Source organism: Ruegeria sp. E5 (assembly GCF_056534105.1).
Genome location: NZ_JBQFPA010000005.1, coordinates 298,460 through 314,536, shown reverse-complemented (window position 1 = coordinate 314,536; position 16,077 = coordinate 298,460). Strand labels below are relative to the sequence as shown.

Genomic DNA, 16,077 nt, shown 5'->3' with positions numbered 1-16,077 from the left:
AACAGGAATGACAGACACCATCACGATCCGCAAAGCACCGGGCAAATGGAGCGTCCGTTCAGGCGGCGCGATTTTGGGTGAAACCAACAACGCGCTGGAACTTCTGGAAGGCGACAAAGACCCGGTTATCTACTTCCCGCGTGCGGACATTGCGATGGCCTTTCTGGATCGGACCAACAAAGTCACCCAATGCGCAGGCAAGGGAGACGCCACGCATTTCTCGATCGTAAACAAATCCTCAGTCACCGAAAACGCCGCTTGGAGTTATGAAAACCCGATCGACGCGGTGGCCGAAATCAAGGATCACCTGGCCTTTTATCCCGCAGACTCGATCAAGGTGGAACAACTCTGATCCAAGTATCCGCGCAGGACCGGATCGATCTGCAAAACGGCGAAAATCCTCAGAACCTGCCCTGTCCACAATGTTGCGAGGTGACCATGACAAAGCATCTATTGAATTCCGCAGGCCCGATTGCGGCCCTGACGATGGCCTTTTCAATGGCCCTGCCCGCCGCAAGCTCTGCTAACACCGGTCTGGCCAATCCCGCGGCAACATATTGCATCGCGCAAGGCGGGCTCTACGGTATACATGACGGCCCGGACGGTCAGAGCGGTATCTGCCAATTGCCCGACGGCACCCGGATCGATGCCTGGACCTATTTTCGCGAACACCATGCGGGCGCAGATGGCAGCAAGCCGGTCGGCCTTGCAAATCCCGCCGCCGTGTACTGTGGCTCAATTGGAGGCGAATATGACCTGACCACGTCTCGCTGCGCACTGAGCGACGGTACGTCCGCCGATGCATGGGAGCTGTACCGCAAGGCACATGGAAAAACGCATCAGGTGGTGAACCCAGCAGCAGCCTACTGCCTTGAGATCGGCGGCAGCTACAAGATCAAAGACACTGGTTCGGGTCAGGTGGGTATATGCACCAAGCCGGACGGCACCTCGCAGGACGCATGGGCCCTGTTCCGTGCGGAAAATCCCGAGTGATCCGATCCGGTAATCAAGCCCGACATCCACACCCAAAATGAACTTGAAGCCCCGATTGAGCCGCAGTTTACCGAAGATCAGAGCGCGTGTTAGTGACCGTTTTGCGACAGCCTGATCGCGTCCATTAAGTCGCCTTGGCTAATTTTCAGGTTTTCCTGCAACGCAAGCATATTATCTGGCTGCTGATTACACTGGGGTTCGCCTTCCTCGCTTTCGATGAAGGGTTCGAGATTCACGAAGGTCTGGACAAGGCGTTTCACCGCTTTTTCGGGATTTCGCAAACCAGCCTGACCGACCGGATCGACGACATACCTGATCCCCGGATTTGCCCTTCTGGCCGCATCCTTGGTGCACGATGCCGTTACAAATGACAACGCCTTGTTTCTGTGAGTCGATATCCCCGGGGCCAATGTTCTTGATGTAAAACTGCCCCTTCGCGCGCTTGAAGAAGTTGCAAAGTTGATGCCCGAGGTGGAGTTCCTTGCCTGTTTCGTTCAGGTTCTTCGATAGGTCAAATCGACCTCTGATCAGCCATTCGATGCAATCTCTGCACCGGCGGCCGAGAAAGCCTGCCAATAAACACACACCCGCCTCGAAACAGTAAGTCGCAACATAGGTTTCAGAACCACCCGTGCCGCGATTGCAGTAGCCCTGGACGATCTGCTGTTCTAGTGTCGCGCAGCGACCAGACATAGGACTCGGGAATGAAAATCGCCACCGCCGCCTACGACCTCGATTGGCTCGATAGTTGGGCTCAATATGAAGACAAGCTTGAGGCATGGGTTTCCGAGGCCGCAGGACAAGGTGCCGACCTTCTGGTCTTTCCCGAATATGGCGCAATGGAGTTGTCGACGCTCGACGGCCCTAAGGTGGCCGGTGATCTCGAACGCTCAATCCGGGCGGTTTCCGACCGGATGGAAGATGTACAAGTTGTGCATTCGCGCCTTGCAAAGATGTACAACACATACATTCTGGGGGCTTCCGCCCCGGTCATCGACGGACCAGGGCGCCCGGTGAACCGCGCAGTGTTCTACGCTCCTGACGGTCGTCTCGATCATCAGGACAAGCAGATCATGACACGGTTTGAACGCGAGGCCTGGGACATCGCCCCGGGCGGTTCGTTGAAACTGTTTGATACCGCATTGGGTAAAATCGGCGTTCTGATCTGCTATGACAGTGAGTTCCCTCTCTTGGGTCGGGCCCTGAGCGAGGCCGACTTGATCCTCGTACCATCCTGCACCGAAGCCCTGTCCGGGTATTGGCGTGTGCGGATCGGCGCCATGTCTCGTGCCCTTGAAAATCAATGCGTTACGGTAATGTCATCGTTAGTTGGCGGCAATGAATGGTCCGAAGCAGTCGACATGAATACCGGCATGGGTGGCGTGTTTGGCCCGCCCGATATCGGGTTCCCACCGACGGGAGTGCTTGCCGAGGGCACGCTGAATACCGCCGGCTGGACCTATGCCGAGGCCGACCTGTCCACAATTGCAAACGTCCGCGCAGACGGGTGGGTGTTGAACCGCACGCACTGGACCGAGCAAGACGCTCGGGTCGATTCAGTCACAATATCACCCCTTTAGGTGACTTCGCCCTTGAAATAAGGCCGAAATAGGCTCATTTAAGCGCACGATCTGCAGATTCTGCAGGTGCAACCTAATGATGGAGACAACATGGCCAAGGAAGATACGCTCGAATTTCCCGGTGTCGTGAAGGAACTCCTGCCTAATGCGACGTTTCGGGTCGAGCTGGAAAACGGCCATGAGATCATCGCACATACGGCAGGCAAGATGCGCAAGAACCGCATCCGTGTTCTGGCCGGCGACAAAGTTCAGGTCGAAATGACCCCATATGATCTGACCAAGGGTCGGATCAACTATCGCTTCAAGTAACGCTTCGTACATGGCGTTTATCCTCGGATCGGGCAGCCCGCGGCGGCTGGACCTGCTGGCGCAGCTTGGCGTTCGGCCCGATGCGATCCGTCCGCCGGATATCGATGAAACGCCGCTGAATGGCGAACTGCCAGCCCCCTATTGCAGCCGCATTACCCGGCAAAAAGTTCAGGCTGTTCAAGCTGATAGCGATGATATCACCTTATGTGCTGACACTACGGTCGCACTGGGTCGCCGCATTCTTGGCAAACCCGAAGACGCGGGACAAGCTGCAGAGTTTCTGCACGCCCTGTCCGGCCGACGCCATCGGGTGATCACTTCGGTCGCTGTGCGGAGCGGGGCTAAAATCCTCCAGCGTGATGTGGTTTCTCAGGTAAAAGTGAAACGTCTGTCCGACAGCGAAATCAATGCCTATCTTGCGACGGATGACTGGCAGGGCAAGGCCGGAGCCTATGCAATACAAGGTCCTGCCGGTGCGTTCATCCCGTGGATTTCAGGCTCGTTCACCGGTATTGTCGGCCTACCCCTGTCCGAAACTGCTGCACTGCTGCAAGGCATCGGCTATCCCTTATATCGCGAGGTTTCATGAAGGGTCGTACCATCATTCTGGATCATATTCAGGGACGCGAAGCTGCAGCTCTGATGGTGGATGGTGTTCTCGACGATTTCCTGATCGCCACAGATGCCCCTGCGCCAGGTACGATCTACCGCGCCCGCGCCGATCGCCCGGTCAAAGGTCAGGGCGGCATGTTTCTCACCACACCCGACGGCCCGGCTTTTCTGAGGCAAGTCAAAGGGTTGTCGCCCGGTGCTTTGCTACTGGTGCAGGTGACTGGATATGCCGAGCCCGGCAAAGCCATACCCGTCTCGAATCGTATTTTGTTCAAAAGCCGCTTTGCGATCGTGACACCTGACGCGCCCGGCCTGAACATCTCGCGCCGAATCCGTGATGAAGATATGCGCGACCAACTTCTCGAAATCGCGCATGAGCAAATGGGAAACAGCACGCACGGCCTGATCCTGCGCTCGTGCTGTCAGGCGGCGGATGCAGATGAAATCGCTGAAGATATCTCAGCCATGCTGGTACTTGCCGAGCAGGTATTGGCTGATACGGGCAGTGAACCAGAATTGCTGAGCGAGGGCGATGGTCCGCATATCCTGGCCTGGCGTGATTGGACGGACCCGGCCGAGGTCGTGACCGCATCCGGCGGATTTGAGGACCACGGTGTCGTTGATGCGCTCGATGCAGCAAAGGGGATTTCCGAAGCGCTTCCCGGTGGAGGACACCTCTATATCCAACCGACCCGCGCGCTGGTTGCGGTGGATGTGAACACCGGCGCCGACACATCTCTCGCGGCGGGAACCAAAGCTAACTTCGCCTGCGCCAAAGCCCTGCCGCGCGCCCTGCGCGTGCGCGGGTTGGGGGGGCAGATCACTCTGGACCTTGCACCGATGCCCAAGAAAGACCGGAGGGGTTTCGAATCGGCCTTGCGGTCGGCATTCAAGTCCGATCCTGACGAGACGATTTTGGCCGGTTGGACCCCGCTTGGCCATTTCGAACTACAGCGCAAACGTGGTCGTATCCCATTGACGGAGATTCTGAAATGAGCTGCCCGATCTGCGGAGAAGATACCCAGCAGGCCTTTCGACCATTCTGCTCCAAACGCTGCGCGGATATCGATCTGGCAAAATGGCTAAACGGTTCTTATGCGGTGCCATCGCAACGTGAAGAAGACGCCGAGACGACCTCGGAACCAACCGAAAGCCCCACGTCTCGCCCGCATTGAAAAAATGTCAAAAAGCCTCTGGACACTGCCTGTGGCAAGTCATAGAAGGCCTCCACCCAATGGCAAACGCCATTCCCGTGCCCGGGTAGCTCAGGGGTAGAGCAGTGGATTGAAAATCCTCGTGTCGGTGGTTCGATTCCGCCCCCGGGCACCATTCCCAACAGGTAAACTTCTGTTTCCCTTCAGCTTTAACCGGAGCTGATCAAGGGCGTAGTACATGCTGGAGAACAAAACCGTTCCCTTCTCATTTGTGAATGCAGAGGTCTTCTACTTCACACGACGGGTCCCGAAGGACCTCGATCACCACTAGCTGCAGAGAAGTGTTGCTTTCCGGCGGTCTCCGAGCGACTCAATGCGATGGCTGAACTCGTAAGGCTGGGGATTCCCGTCTCGGCGAGGCTGCAGCCGCTTGTACCGGACAACGAAGAAGACGCGGCAAAACTAATTCGCGGATTCGCTGATTGTGGTGCGAAACACGTTTCGGTCGAGTAATTGAAACTGCCTATCGAAAAAAATGCTTCGCAGTCAAAAGTGTTGGAAAGAGTTCTTCCGAGCGCCCGAAAAGACTACCAATCACGGCAAGCGGATCGCGCAGGTAGGGAGTATGTGCTACCGCCTGAGCACAAGATTGAAGGCCACGAGTATCTATCAACAACCGCCAAGAAACATGGATTAATCTATGGCTATGCCGATAACGAGTTTTTGCTTCGCAACCCCTTTCGCTCTTGCTGTAATGGTGCAGATTTGTTCCTGAGGGGCTCTGGGTCTCTAACATCACGCATTTCATTGTGATCAAGATAGCCATAGCTCAGCCCAAAACTCAGATCCGCAGCACCTAATCCTACCGAAAATTGACGGCATGATCTGCACCTCCCATACGTCGATCCATGTCATGCCTATTGCTTCACCGACGCAGGTCCATCTAGCGCGGGGGACGATCTAAATACTGATGATTATTAGTGCGATCAATTTACACCTTTAACCGCAGAATAAAGTCGGCGGAATTTCATCAACCGCTCGGAAAGTGCAGCCATTTCAGCGGGTTCAAACCCTTCGGTTGTGGGCGGGTGATATGCCAAATCGGCTTTCGTCAACGCGCCGAGACCACACGCCGCGAGCCGGGCTGCGCCATATGCCGGACCGGAATCCGCCCCATCAGATCGTACAATGGGTTTTCCAATCACCGTTGCGATCAAACCAAGCAACAATTCTGATCGGCTGCCGCCTCCTATGGCGGCCAATTCGGGCAGGTCGTCAATTGCGTCACCAAAACTGAGCGCTGCATCGGCAAAGCAAAACGCAATTGCCTCAACTACAGAGCGGCAGATGTCAGCACGCGTTGTTGAGTCCTCCAGTCCAAAGAAACTGGCCCGAATACGTGGGTCTCCGTGCGGGCTGCGTTCACCCGTCAGATAGGGCAGAAAAATCGGAACGCGATCACCGTTGACCGTTTCAGCAAGCGCGACAACTTCGGTAGAAGTCAGCCCCAACTGATCCCCAATCCATGAAATGGGCCTTGCCCCGTTCAGCATCGCAGCCATTTGATACCAACGATCGGGCAGCGTGTGTGCCAAAGCATGAACATAGCTTTCAGGGTTAGGCTTATAACTTCGATTAGCCACAAATAGCTGACCGGATGTCCCGAGTGAGATGAACCCACGCCCTGGCTCGGTAGCACCCAATGACACCGCCCCTGTTGCCGCGTCCCCTCCTCCGGTCACGACGGGAATACCGGGTTTCAGCCTTGTCTCTGCCGCAGCTCGCGCGGTCACTTTCCCAACAACCGTTTGACCGTCGAATACTGGCGGTAACCAGTCGGGCTTTACAAATGTGGCTTCGGCGACAGCGGCATTCCATTTGCGCGACGCCTGATCAAGCCACATTGTTCCGGCCGCATCGGACGTATCGGTTGCCAATTCTCCATGCAGACATAAGCCGATATAGTCTTTGGGCAGCAGGATATGGGCAAGTCGACCGTAATGTTCGGGCTCATGTTGTCTAAGCCATGCAATCTTAGGTGCGGTAAAGCCTGGCAAGGGCAGGACACCCGCAATCTGTCCAATCTTTGGTTCGGCCGCACGCAGTGCATCACACTCGCGTGCTGATCTGCTGTCATTCCAAAGGATCGCCGGGCGGATCGGACGCAGATCGCGGTCCAGCAAAACGGCTCCATGCATTTGACCGGACAACCCGACGGCCTTGATTTCGGACAACTCAATTCGGCCCACAAGTTGGTTCAAAGCGTCTACTGTCGCCTTCCACCAAAGGTCCGGGTGCTGCTCAGACCAGCCGGGTTGGGGTGAAGATGTCTGTATCCCCACCGAAGATGTCGCGAGAATCCGGTCCCTATCCGCGTAGGCAAGCTTGACAGCCGAAGTTCCGATATCGATCCCGAGATACATTCAAACCCCTCGCCCAATTCGACTACTCGGAGACCGTCTGGCTATTGATTTTTTAGCGCGCGCAAAGAATATGTAAAGATACGATAAGATCAAGGCGGCTATGATCCGCAGGCAGACTAGCATGACCAAGATTAAGAACATGGAAGAGTTCGCAGCCCTCAGCGGCATTTCGCGGCCCACAGTATCCAAATATTTCCATGATCCCGAAAGTGTTCGCCCGACGACAAGGGCGCGCATCGAAGAAGCGCTCGAACGGTTTGATTACCGCCCTAACATTTATGCGGTGAACCAAAACCGAAAGCTGACCAAGAATATCGGCATCGTCGTACCCTATTTGTCTGACCCTTTCTTTGCAGAAATCGCACGGTATCTGGAACAATCCTGCATCGCGGCGGGCTATCGACCGTCTCTCTTCAGCTCACATGGCGAGCAAAAGCTCGAGAACGAAATTCTGGACGGCCTGCAATCCCTGAAACCCGCCGGGGTTTTGCTAGCCCCTTTGGGGCGTATCTCGGACAGATCCGCGATCGAGAAGTTCTGTGCCAACGTGCCAACGGTCTTATTTGACAGCAACCTGGATGGTTTGGGGGCTGCCTTTGTTGGGTCGGACAATTTCAGTTTTGTGTCACAAACGGTCGAATACATGACCCGCACTGGCGAACCGCCATCTTTCTTTGAAATGCGTACGCCTGCGAATCCGAACGCCAACAAACGTCGAAAAGCCTATGTTGAGGTGATGGAGCGTCTCGGTTTCGAGCCTCATATCATCAAAGTCGACGGCATAGGCTGGGCATTTGAAGAGATCGGTCACCGGGGCGCGTTGAAGGTTCTGGACGAGCGTCAATTGAGGACGAATTCAGTTCTATGCAGCAATGACCGACTGGCAATTGGCTTTCTTGCGGCCTGTTACGAACAGGGGATTCGGGTCGGACGCAAGAACGATTGCACGCTGCGCGTGGCCTCAAATGACGATCATCCGTTCGCAAAATTCACCTGCCCTTCTCTGACCACAGCTGCGCATGACTACGACAACGTGGCCGGAAGAAGTGTCGAAACGCTGTTCGAACTCATTGAAAACGGGGGAGAATTTGAGACGCGAACAGAAACCCTTTTCCCTGCGCGGCTCGTATTAAGGAATTCGGCATAACTCGATAATTTTAACGCGCGTAAAGTTTTTATTGACGGCGCGACAATTTACGCTCTACGCTCTCTGCACGACATCCAAGCTCAGGGAGGACAGGGATGTATCTGAAGCACGCACTTCGCGCGGCGACTGCATTGACATTCGTCGCTACGGCCGCAGCCCACGCGCAATCTATCACGATCGCCACCGTGAATAATGGCGACATGATCCGGATGCAGGGCTATACTGACAAATTCACCGAAGCGACCGGTATCGACGTCGAATGGGTAACGCTGGAAGAGAACGTGCTGCGTCAGCGCGTCACCACCGACATCACGACCAAGGGCGGTCAGTTCGACATCATGACCATCGGCATGTACGAGACGCCCATCTGGGGCGCGAATGGCTGGTTGGTTCCGCTTGATGGTTTGTCCGAAGACTACGATGTCGGGGACATTCTGCCCGCAATGGCGGGGGGCCTAAGCCATGAAGGGACGCTGTACGCAGCGCCATTCTATGGTGAAAGCTCGATGATCATGTACCGCACTGACCTGATGGAACAGGCCGGCCTTGAAATGCCCGACGCGCCGACCTGGCAATTCATCCGCGAAGCTGCCGCTGCGATGACGGATCGGGACAATGACATCAACGGCATCTGCCTACGTGGCAAGGCTGGTTGGGGTGAAGGCGGCGCCTTTATCACCGTGACAGGCAATTCCTTCGGCGCACGCTGGTTTGACGAGGATTGGAAGCCCCAGTTCGATCAGCCGGAATGGAAAGAAGCGCTCACTTTCTTCGTCGACATGATGAATGAATCTGGCCCGGCGGGCTTCGCCACCAATGGGTTCAATGAAAACCTGTCGCTGTTCCAGCAGGGCAAGTGTGGCATGTGGATCGACGCAACCGTCGCGGCGTCCTTCGTGACCAACCCTGACGACTCGACAGTGGCAGACAAGGTTGGTTTTGCACTGGCACCGAACTCGGAAGGCGTAGATAAACGCGCCAATTGGTTGTGGGCCTGGGCGCTAGCGATCCCAGCGGGCACGCAGCAAGAGGACGCGGCAAAGCAATTCATCGAATGGGCGACCTCGAAAGACTACATTGAGTTGGTGGCCGAAAATGAAGGCTGGGCCAATGTGCCGCCGGGCGCGCGAACCTCGCTCTATGAGAACCCGAACTACAAGGAAGTTCCCTTTGCGAACATGACCTTAGAGTCGATCCTGATGGCCGATCCACAGAATTGCTGCGCACAGCCGACGCCATACACGGGTATCCAGTTCGTCGCGATCCCCGAGTTTGCCGGCATCGCTACGCAAGTAAGTCAGGAGTTCTCGGCAGTTTATGCCGGACAGCAGTCAGTGGACGAAGCACTCGCCAAAGCGCAGGCCTTCACCACCGAAGAAATGGAAGCCGCAGGCTACTGAGGCATCCCTCCCCGGCGGGCGGGCAGAGGTCTGCCCCCCGCTCTACCCTTCCACAACTCGCGTTTTTCTCGCAGGCTTTGGTTATGCCTGAACAGAGAGGGTTTGCGTCATGGCAACTCAACATTCCCGATCCGTCGCGCGCCTGATGATGGCACCCGCAGTGGTCCTGCTACTTGGCTGGATGCTCGTGCCCCTGACGATGACGCTGTATTTTTCCTTCAAGAAATATCTGCCCCTTCGCGGTGGCGACTTGGGCTGGGTCGGGTTCGACAACTATGTCCGGTTCGTCTCGTCCAGCTCCTTCTGGCCCGCCGTGCAATCGACGTTGATGATCGTAGGCGGCGTCTTGGTGATCACCGTAATTCTAGGCATTCTACTAGCGATGCTGCTGGATCAACCCATGTGGGGTCAGGGCGTTGTCCGTATCCTCGTGATCGCTCCCTTCTTTGTCATGCCCACGGTGTCTGCGTTGGTGTGGAAGAACATGTTCATGGATCCTGTGAATGGGTTGCTGGCCCATCTATGGCGCTTTTTCGGGGCCGAGCCGATCTCATGGCTATCCGAGGCCTCGATGACTTCGATCATCATGATCGTCTCATGGCAGTGGCTACCCTTCGCGACACTGATCCTGCTGACCGCAATTCAGTCACTGGACAGTGAACAGCTGGAAGCAGCCGAAATGGATGGTGCGCCAGTCCTGAAACGCTTTTATCACATCGTCCTGCCACATCTGAGCCGCGCGATAACCATCGTGATCCTGATCCAGACGATCTTTCTTCTGTCGATCTTCGCCGAAATCTTCGTGACCACCGGCGGCGCCTTCGGCACCCGCACCCTCACCTACCTGATCTTCCAGCGTGTGCTGGAAAGCCAGAATGTCGGCCTCGGATCAGCCGGAGGTGTCTACGCCATCATCCTTGCCAATATCGTTGCCATCTTCCTGATGCGCATCGTCGGCAAAAACCTGGACGCGTGAGGAGGAACGACCATGGCCCGCGCCGTCACAACCCGTCGTAAATCGCTGAACACCGCCCTTGCCTGGGCCGTTGGTCTGCTGATCTTTTTCCCGATCCTCTGGACGATCCTGACCAGCTTCAAAACCGAAGCTCAGGCGATCGCCAGCCCACCGCTGTTCCTGAACTTCGATTGGACGCTCGAGAACTATGCAATCGTACAGGAACGCTCGGATTACATGCGGTTCCTGTGGAATTCGGTGATCATCGCAGGTGGATCAACCATTCTGGGCGTGATCATCGCAGTGCCCGCAGCATGGGCCATGGCCTTCGTGCCGTCCAAGCGTACCAAGGACATCCTGCTGTGGATGCTGTCCACCAAGATGCTGCCCGCGGTGGGTGTTCTCTACCCGATCTATCTGCTGTTCATCCGGTTGGGTCTACTGGACACGCGCGGAGGGCTGGTCGTGGTGCTGATGCTGATCAACCTGCCGATCATCGTCTGGATGCTTTACACCTATTTCCGTGAAATCCCCGGTGAGATTCTGGAAGCCGCCCGGATGGATGGTGCCACGCTGAAAGAGGAAATCCTCTATGTGTTGACACCCATGGCCGTGCCCGGCATCGCCTCGACCGTGTTACTGAACTTCATTCTTGCCTGGAACGAGGCATTCTGGACGCTCAACCTGACCGCCGTTGACGCAGCGCCGCTTACCGCATTCATCGCCAGCTATTCCAGCCCCGAAGGCCTGTTCTTCGCCAAGCTCAGCGCGGCATCGACCATGGCGATCGCACCAATCCTCATCCTTGGCTGGTTCAGCCAGAAACAACTTGTCCGCGGCCTGACTTTCGGCGCTGTGAAATAAGGAAGACGACTATGGGACGTATCCAACTCAAGTCAGTGACCAAAAGCTTCGGTGATGTAGAGGTCATTCCACCACTAGATTTGACTATCGAGGACGGTGAATTCACCGTCTTCGTCGGGCCCTCTGGTTGTGGCAAGTCCACGCTGTTGCGGCTCATTGCGGGGCTAGAGGACATCACTTCGGGCTCCATCGACATTGATGGCGCGGATGCAACCGACGTACCGCCCGCCAAACGTGGTCTGGCAATGGTGTTCCAGTCTTATGCTCTGTACCCGCATATGAGTGTGCGCAAGAACATCGCCTTTCCCTTGCGTATGGCCAAGCTGGATCAGGCCGAAATCGACAAGCGGGTCGAAGGCGCGGCAAGCGTCCTGAACCTGAGCGATTATCTCGACCGCCGCCCAGGGCAGCTTTCAGGTGGGCAACGCCAGCGCGTTGCCATTGGTCGCGCCATTGTTCGTGAGCCCGCGGCATTCCTGTTCGACGAGCCCCTTTCAAACCTAGACGCGGCGCTGCGCGTTGGCATGCGGCTGGAGATCAGCGAACTGCACGAACGTCTGGCGACAACGATGATTTACGTGACGCACGATCAGGTTGAAGCTATGACAATGGCCGACAAGATCGTCGTGCTTCAGGCCGGTGTGATCGAACAGGTCGGCAGCCCGCTTGAATTATATCGGACGCCGCGCAACTTATTTGTTGCAGGGTTCATCGGCTCGCCCAAAATGAACTTCATCGAAGGACCAGAGGCGACGAAACACGGTGCACAAACAATCGGTATTCGCCCGGAACACATCGCGGTTTCGGAGACTGAAGGTGAATGGTCCGGGATCGTCAGCGTTTCAGAACACTTGGGATCGGACACCTTTTTTCACGTCCACGAGACCGGCCTGGCCGAAACCATTACCGTCCGCGCAGATGGTGAGGTCGGCTTCCGCCATGGGGATCGAATTCACCTGACCCCGCGTGCAGATGTCATCCATCGGTTTGACGCGAAAGGCTTGCGGATCGAATGACACGCTTGGCAGGCAAAACCGCCCTGATCACCGGGGCTGCGCGAGGCATCGGATTGGCCTTTGCCAAAGCTTATGTTGCAGAAGGCGCGCGTGTTGCCATCGCCGATATCGACATCCAGCGTGCGAAAGACGCCGCCGCAGAATTGGGTCAGGTTGCATTCGCCATCGAGATGGACGTGACAAACCAACAAAGCATAGATGAGGCCGTCGCAAGAGCCGCTACACATTTCGGCCCTATCGACATTCTGATCAACAATGCGGCAATCTTCACCGCCGCCCCAATCGTTGAGATTGAGCGGGAAGACTACAACCGCGTGTTTGACATCAACGTCTCGGGTGCTTTGTTCACGATGCAGGCGGTCGCCCGGCACATGATCGAGCACGGGACCAAAGGTCGGATCATCAACATGGCATCTCAGGCTGGGCGAAGGGGGGAACCTTTGGTCGCGGTTTACTGCGCCAGCAAGGCGGCGATCATATCGCTGACCCAATCGGCAGGGCTGAACCTGATCGCTCATGGGATCAACGTGAACGCAATTGCTCCGGGTGTTGTTGATGGCGAGCATTGGGACGGCGTTGATGCGTTCTTTGCAAAACATGAAGATAAACCGCTCGGCCAAAAGAAACGCGAAGTGGCGGCAGCTGTTCCCTATGGGCGGATGGGTCGCGCAGAGGATCTGACCGGGATGGCGGTGTTTCTGGCCTCTGACGAAGCCAGGTACATTGTCGCCCAGACATATAACGTCGATGGCGGAAACTGGATGAGCTGATGAACCCTGTGGTAAACGCAAATCCTGCAGTACATCTAAGGCGAGATAACCTTTCAAACCTGCCGACAACTGTCAGGACCCCATCTTACAGGTGCTCGGACCTGACGCCCGGCATTGTCCATATCGGTCTCGGGAATTTTCACCGCGCGCATCAGGCTTGGTATATCCACCAGTTGATGCAGCAAGGTCAGGCCCACGACTGGGCAATCATCGGAGCCGGTGTGCGAAGCTACGATTCCGAGATGCGAGGGCGTCTGCTGGCGCAGGACTGCTTGACGACATTGATCGAACTGGACCCGAAAGGGATGTCCGCCGAGGTAATTGGTCCGATGATCGATTATCTTCCGGTCGAGGCCGGCAATGCAGCGTTGATCCGCAAGATGTCCGAGCCTTCCATCAAGATTGTGTCTCTGACAGTGACCGAAGGTGGATATTACCGAGATGCCAACACGGGTGCCCTCGACACAGATCACCAAGAAATTCTTCATGATGCAGCAAATCCAAACCAGCCGCGCACGGCCTTCGGTGCGATCATTGCGGCGCTCAAGCAGCGCAGGGCGCAGGGCATCAAACCCTTCACCGCGCTGAGCTGCGATAACCTTAAGGATAATGGCGTTATCCTGAGGAACTGCGTTGTCGGTCTAGCACGCCTGTCTGACCCTGCTCTGGCCGACTGGATAGACCAGAACGGCGCATTCCCCAATTCAATGGTGGATTGCATCGTGCCTGCTACAACAGACCAAGTGATATCACAATGCCACGCACTTGGCGTCGATGACCAAGCACCCGTATCGCACGAGAACTATCGCCAATGGGTGATCGAGGACGATTTCTGCGCCGGGCGCCCACCCCTTGAACAGGTTGGCGTCACGCTGACCCGTGATGTCCAAAGCTATGAGACGATGAAACTGCGCATTTTGAACGGCGGTCACCAGTTGCTTGCTAATGTCGGCGAAATACTTAATGTCCCGACAATTTCGGATTGCATGCAGGACCGGGATATCCTGGCGTTTTTCAGAAAGGTCCAAGAAGAAGAAATTCTGCCTCATGTCGCAGCCGTCCCCGGAGCGACTGCAAATGAATACCTTGAGCAGGTTGAGACGCGATTTGCAAATACGGCCATTCACGACACGACGCGCCGGGTTGCTTTCGATGGATCGGCGCGACACCCCGGGTTCTTGCTGCCGTCACTTCGTGATGCACTTGCGGCAGGCTCTTCCATAAGCGGGCTCGCGCTGGCCGAAGCTTTCTGGTGCCGGATGTGTGCAGGATACCGTGAAGATGGCTCCGAAATCGCCCCCAATGACCCCCAATGGGAGAGTCTACAGAAAGCTTCGCTGGCTTCCAAAGACGATCCAGAACTCTGGGTCGGCCAGCAACACTATAGCGATGCTTGCGCCCTCGGCGCAGGCTTTCCCAGAGCTTTTGCCTTCTGGCTAACTACGATCTGGAAACACGGCAGTCGGGCAGCTATCGCGGAATATATCAATCGCAGTTGAGCCCTTTTCTGAACGCGCTTTGCAGAGCAGGGTCAGTCGCCGATACGAATATCGAGCGACACAGTATTCAGCCATCCGGCCTTAGCGAAGCCGTTGATTTTGATACGACCCCAATACCCACTACGCGCAAGTTTTGCGATTTTCGCCTATAAGTTCTTCCATCATGTCCACGCATCCGAGAAGTTGTCATCGAATTTAAGCGCAAACCAAGTCGGCGGAGAGCCCTTAAAGGATCAAAATGAGCGACGCCTCATTTAACGCACAGGTCGTGTAGCGGCCCTTCATTCGTGTTATCAATTGTGTCAACCAGAGGATTGGTTGCTTTTTTCGACAATAGTTGCCCGCTTAGACGAGACACTGCTTAAACTAAAAATCAGAATTACTTCGCTTTGCGTCGATGAATAAAGTAGTCAACAAGTGCGAGACCAGAACATCAGCCCAACCTTCTATTTGCTTCGTCACGGCGAGACCGAATGGAACTCCCAAAAACGGAGGCAAGGACGTCGGGACTCGCCCCTGACCGACCGAGGCATTCGTCAAGCATTGGCAAACGCAAGTAAACTACGAAGCCGCCTTTCTTTCGATCATTCGCTTTCAATATTTTCGAGCCCGCTTGGCCGAGCTGCACAGACAGCATCAATCGTGATCAAGGAACTAGGTCTGCCGCCAGAAATCATCGAGTACGAGACCAGTTTGGTGGAATGCAGTTTCGGGCAATGGGAAGGATTGACTGAAAAAGAGATCACTCGACAGTTTCCCAAGGAATGGGAAGCGCGATGCTCTGATCGCTGGAATTATCCACCCCCGGGTGGAGAGTCCTATGCTGACGTGCACAATCGTGTTTCCTCATGGTATTCGAGCAGCTCGTTCGAAGGAACAGTGATAATTGTTGGCCACAGATTAACATCCCGCGTGTTTCGAGGAATCTTCCTGGGCCTATCCGCACAAGAGGTATTTGAATTGAACGAACCTCAAGACGGCTTCATCAGGTTGCAAGACGGACATTCAGCCTACATTGAACACTAAAGCTTCGTTGATTGGGCATTTGTCCCGAGTATCCGGTTTTCCGTTGGTTGCAGGTCCAGATTATTATCTCGATGAAGCGGGGGATATCGGCTCATTCACCGCAAATTCAATACGACACTGAGTTTTCACAAACTGCGCCCCTCTAGTTGAATGCGCCACTTCAAGGATAGATTTGTTTTTCTCGGTATGTTTTTTTGTTAGTGTAACACACTGTTCACGCCGACCTCTCCAAGCGAAGCAATTTCTGCTGCACACGGATCTTAATCGCATCCATTGGCCAGCCTTTCGGCATGATCCAATGCGGCTACCTAACAATTGCACGGTGCTTT

At 55.5% G+C, this 16,077-nt stretch carries 18 protein-coding genes and 1 tRNA gene; 18 read left to right on the top strand and 1 reads right to left on the bottom strand.

Features of this window, described 5'->3' with window-relative positions; genetic code table 11:
- Positions 1–7 precede the first annotated feature (7 nt).
- From ACR0BI_RS18665 to ACR0BI_RS18620, 10 genes are all read left to right on the top strand, one after another.
- Entirely contained in the window at positions 8–352 is a 345-nt protein-coding gene (locus ACR0BI_RS18665; protein ID WP_170392698.1) for a DUF427 domain-containing protein, read from the top strand.
- A gap of 86 nt (positions 353–438) precedes the next feature.
- Positions 439–993: a DUF333 domain-containing protein gene (locus ACR0BI_RS18660; protein ID WP_480562539.1), complete on the top strand. Its 555-nt coding sequence runs from the start codon at positions 439–441 to the stop codon at positions 991–993.
- A gap of 134 nt (positions 994–1,127) precedes the next feature.
- Positions 1,128–1,364 carry a hypothetical protein gene (locus ACR0BI_RS18655; RefSeq protein ID WP_170648561.1) on the top strand — a complete coding sequence of 79 codons (237 nt, stop codon included), beginning with the start codon at positions 1,128–1,130 and terminating at the stop codon, positions 1,362–1,364.
- A 333-nt stretch (positions 1,365–1,697) separates the two neighbouring features.
- Positions 1,698–2,573 (top strand): carbon-nitrogen hydrolase family protein, encoded by an 876-nt coding sequence (locus tag ACR0BI_RS18650; RefSeq protein ID WP_170402459.1) that lies wholly within the window; start codon positions 1,698–1,700, stop codon positions 2,571–2,573.
- Between the two features lie 90 nt (positions 2,574–2,663).
- Positions 2,664–2,882, top strand: coding sequence for a translation initiation factor IF-1 (infA, locus tag ACR0BI_RS18645; protein WP_005978431.1), 219 nt, complete (start codon positions 2,664–2,666; stop codon positions 2,880–2,882).
- 10 nt (positions 2,883–2,892) lie between these two features.
- A complete protein-coding gene (locus ACR0BI_RS18640) occupies positions 2,893–3,471 on the top strand; it encodes a Maf family protein (RefSeq protein ID WP_170392701.1) in 579 nt (192 codons plus the stop codon).
- A complete protein-coding gene (locus ACR0BI_RS18635) occupies positions 3,468–4,490 on the top strand; it encodes a ribonuclease E/G (protein ID WP_170597498.1) in 1,023 nt (340 codons plus the stop codon). The genes ACR0BI_RS18640 and ACR0BI_RS18635 overlap by 4 nt, the downstream gene beginning before the upstream one ends.
- Complete coding sequence (locus tag ACR0BI_RS18630) at positions 4,487–4,669, top strand: DNA gyrase inhibitor YacG (protein WP_170513305.1); 183 nt, start codon at positions 4,487–4,489, stop codon at positions 4,667–4,669. The genes ACR0BI_RS18635 and ACR0BI_RS18630 overlap by 4 nt, the downstream gene beginning before the upstream one ends.
- A 79-nt stretch (positions 4,670–4,748) precedes the next feature.
- Positions 4,749–4,823, top strand: a tRNA-Phe gene (locus ACR0BI_RS18625).
- 203 nt (positions 4,824–5,026) lie between these two features.
- Positions 5,027–5,161 carry a hypothetical protein gene (locus ACR0BI_RS18620; RefSeq protein WP_480537039.1) on the top strand — a complete coding sequence of 45 codons (135 nt, stop codon included), beginning with the start codon at positions 5,027–5,029 and terminating at the stop codon, positions 5,159–5,161.
- Between the two features lie 473 nt (positions 5,162–5,634).
- Here ACR0BI_RS18620 and xylB read toward each other — a convergent pair whose 3' ends face one another.
- Positions 5,635–7,071, bottom strand: coding sequence for a xylulokinase (gene xylB / locus ACR0BI_RS18615; RefSeq protein ID WP_480562540.1), 1,437 nt, complete (start codon positions 7,069–7,071; stop codon positions 5,635–5,637).
- A gap of 121 nt (positions 7,072–7,192) precedes the next feature.
- On the opposite strand from xylB, the gene ACR0BI_RS18610 reads away from it, so the two are divergent.
- From ACR0BI_RS18610 to ACR0BI_RS18575, 8 genes are all read left to right on the top strand, one after another.
- Positions 7,193–8,218 (top strand): LacI family DNA-binding transcriptional regulator, encoded by a 1,026-nt coding sequence (locus tag ACR0BI_RS18610; protein ID WP_170565216.1) that lies wholly within the window; start codon positions 7,193–7,195, stop codon positions 8,216–8,218.
- Positions 8,219–8,313: 95 nt separating this feature from the next.
- Positions 8,314–9,618, top strand: a complete 1,305-nt coding sequence (locus ACR0BI_RS18605) for an ABC transporter substrate-binding protein (RefSeq protein ID WP_170392705.1) — start codon at positions 8,314–8,316, stop codon at positions 9,616–9,618.
- Between the two features lie 109 nt (positions 9,619–9,727).
- Positions 9,728–10,594: a carbohydrate ABC transporter permease gene (locus tag ACR0BI_RS18600; RefSeq protein ID WP_480562541.1), complete on the top strand. Its 867-nt coding sequence runs from the start codon at positions 9,728–9,730 to the stop codon at positions 10,592–10,594.
- A gap of 12 nt (positions 10,595–10,606) precedes the next feature.
- On the top strand, positions 10,607–11,437 hold the full coding sequence (locus tag ACR0BI_RS18595) for a carbohydrate ABC transporter permease (protein WP_170543174.1): 831 nt from the start codon (positions 10,607–10,609) through the stop codon (positions 11,435–11,437).
- Positions 11,438–11,448: 11 nt separating this feature from the next.
- On the top strand, positions 11,449–12,453 hold the full coding sequence (locus ACR0BI_RS18590; RefSeq protein ID WP_170425039.1) for an ABC transporter ATP-binding protein: 1,005 nt from the start codon (positions 11,449–11,451) through the stop codon (positions 12,451–12,453).
- Positions 12,450–13,223 (top strand): L-iditol 2-dehydrogenase, encoded by a 774-nt coding sequence (locus ACR0BI_RS18585; RefSeq protein ID WP_170392708.1) that lies wholly within the window; start codon positions 12,450–12,452, stop codon positions 13,221–13,223. The genes ACR0BI_RS18590 and ACR0BI_RS18585 overlap by 4 nt, the downstream gene beginning before the upstream one ends.
- Positions 13,223–14,722, top strand: coding sequence for a mannitol dehydrogenase family protein (locus ACR0BI_RS18580; RefSeq protein WP_480562542.1), 1,500 nt, complete (start codon positions 13,223–13,225; stop codon positions 14,720–14,722). Before ACR0BI_RS18585 ends, ACR0BI_RS18580 begins: the two co-directional genes overlap by 1 nt.
- 417 nt (positions 14,723–15,139) lie before the next feature.
- Positions 15,140–15,748: a histidine phosphatase family protein gene (locus tag ACR0BI_RS18575; RefSeq protein ID WP_170625063.1), complete on the top strand. Its 609-nt coding sequence runs from the start codon at positions 15,140–15,142 to the stop codon at positions 15,746–15,748.
- Positions 15,749–16,077 lie beyond the last annotated feature (329 nt).

Bases quoted from the DNA above. Each gene is read 5' to 3' on its own strand.
- ACR0BI_RS18665 (WP_170392698.1), top strand. From the start codon at position 8: ATGACAGACACCATCACGATCCGCAAAGCACCGGGCAAATGGAGCGTC.
- ACR0BI_RS18660 (WP_480562539.1), top strand. From the start codon at position 439: ATGACAAAGCATCTATTGAATTCCGCAGGCCCGATTGCGGCCCTGACG.
- ACR0BI_RS18650 (WP_170402459.1), top strand. From the start codon at position 1,698: ATGAAAATCGCCACCGCCGCCTACGACCTCGATTGGCTCGATAGTTGG.
- infA (WP_005978431.1), top strand. From the start codon at position 2,664: ATGGCCAAGGAAGATACGCTCGAATTTCCCGGTGTCGTGAAGGAACTC.
- ACR0BI_RS18640 (WP_170392701.1), top strand. From the start codon at position 2,893: ATGGCGTTTATCCTCGGATCGGGCAGCCCGCGGCGGCTGGACCTGCTG.
- ACR0BI_RS18635 (WP_170597498.1), top strand. From the start codon at position 3,468: ATGAAGGGTCGTACCATCATTCTGGATCATATTCAGGGACGCGAAGCT.
- ACR0BI_RS18630 (WP_170513305.1), top strand. From the start codon at position 4,487: ATGAGCTGCCCGATCTGCGGAGAAGATACCCAGCAGGCCTTTCGACCA.
- ACR0BI_RS18620 (WP_480537039.1), top strand. From the start codon at position 5,027: ATGGCTGAACTCGTAAGGCTGGGGATTCCCGTCTCGGCGAGGCTGCAG.
- xylB (WP_480562540.1), bottom strand. From the start codon at position 7,071: ATGTATCTCGGGATCGATATCGGAACTTCGGCTGTCAAGCTTGCCTAC.
- ACR0BI_RS18610 (WP_170565216.1), top strand. From the start codon at position 7,193: ATGACCAAGATTAAGAACATGGAAGAGTTCGCAGCCCTCAGCGGCATT.
- ACR0BI_RS18605 (WP_170392705.1), top strand. From the start codon at position 8,314: ATGTATCTGAAGCACGCACTTCGCGCGGCGACTGCATTGACATTCGTC.
- ACR0BI_RS18600 (WP_480562541.1), top strand. From the start codon at position 9,728: ATGGCAACTCAACATTCCCGATCCGTCGCGCGCCTGATGATGGCACCC.
- ACR0BI_RS18595 (WP_170543174.1), top strand. From the start codon at position 10,607: ATGGCCCGCGCCGTCACAACCCGTCGTAAATCGCTGAACACCGCCCTT.
- ACR0BI_RS18590 (WP_170425039.1), top strand. From the start codon at position 11,449: ATGGGACGTATCCAACTCAAGTCAGTGACCAAAAGCTTCGGTGATGTA.
- ACR0BI_RS18585 (WP_170392708.1), top strand. From the start codon at position 12,450: ATGACACGCTTGGCAGGCAAAACCGCCCTGATCACCGGGGCTGCGCGA.
- ACR0BI_RS18580 (WP_480562542.1), top strand. From the start codon at position 13,223: ATGAACCCTGTGGTAAACGCAAATCCTGCAGTACATCTAAGGCGAGAT.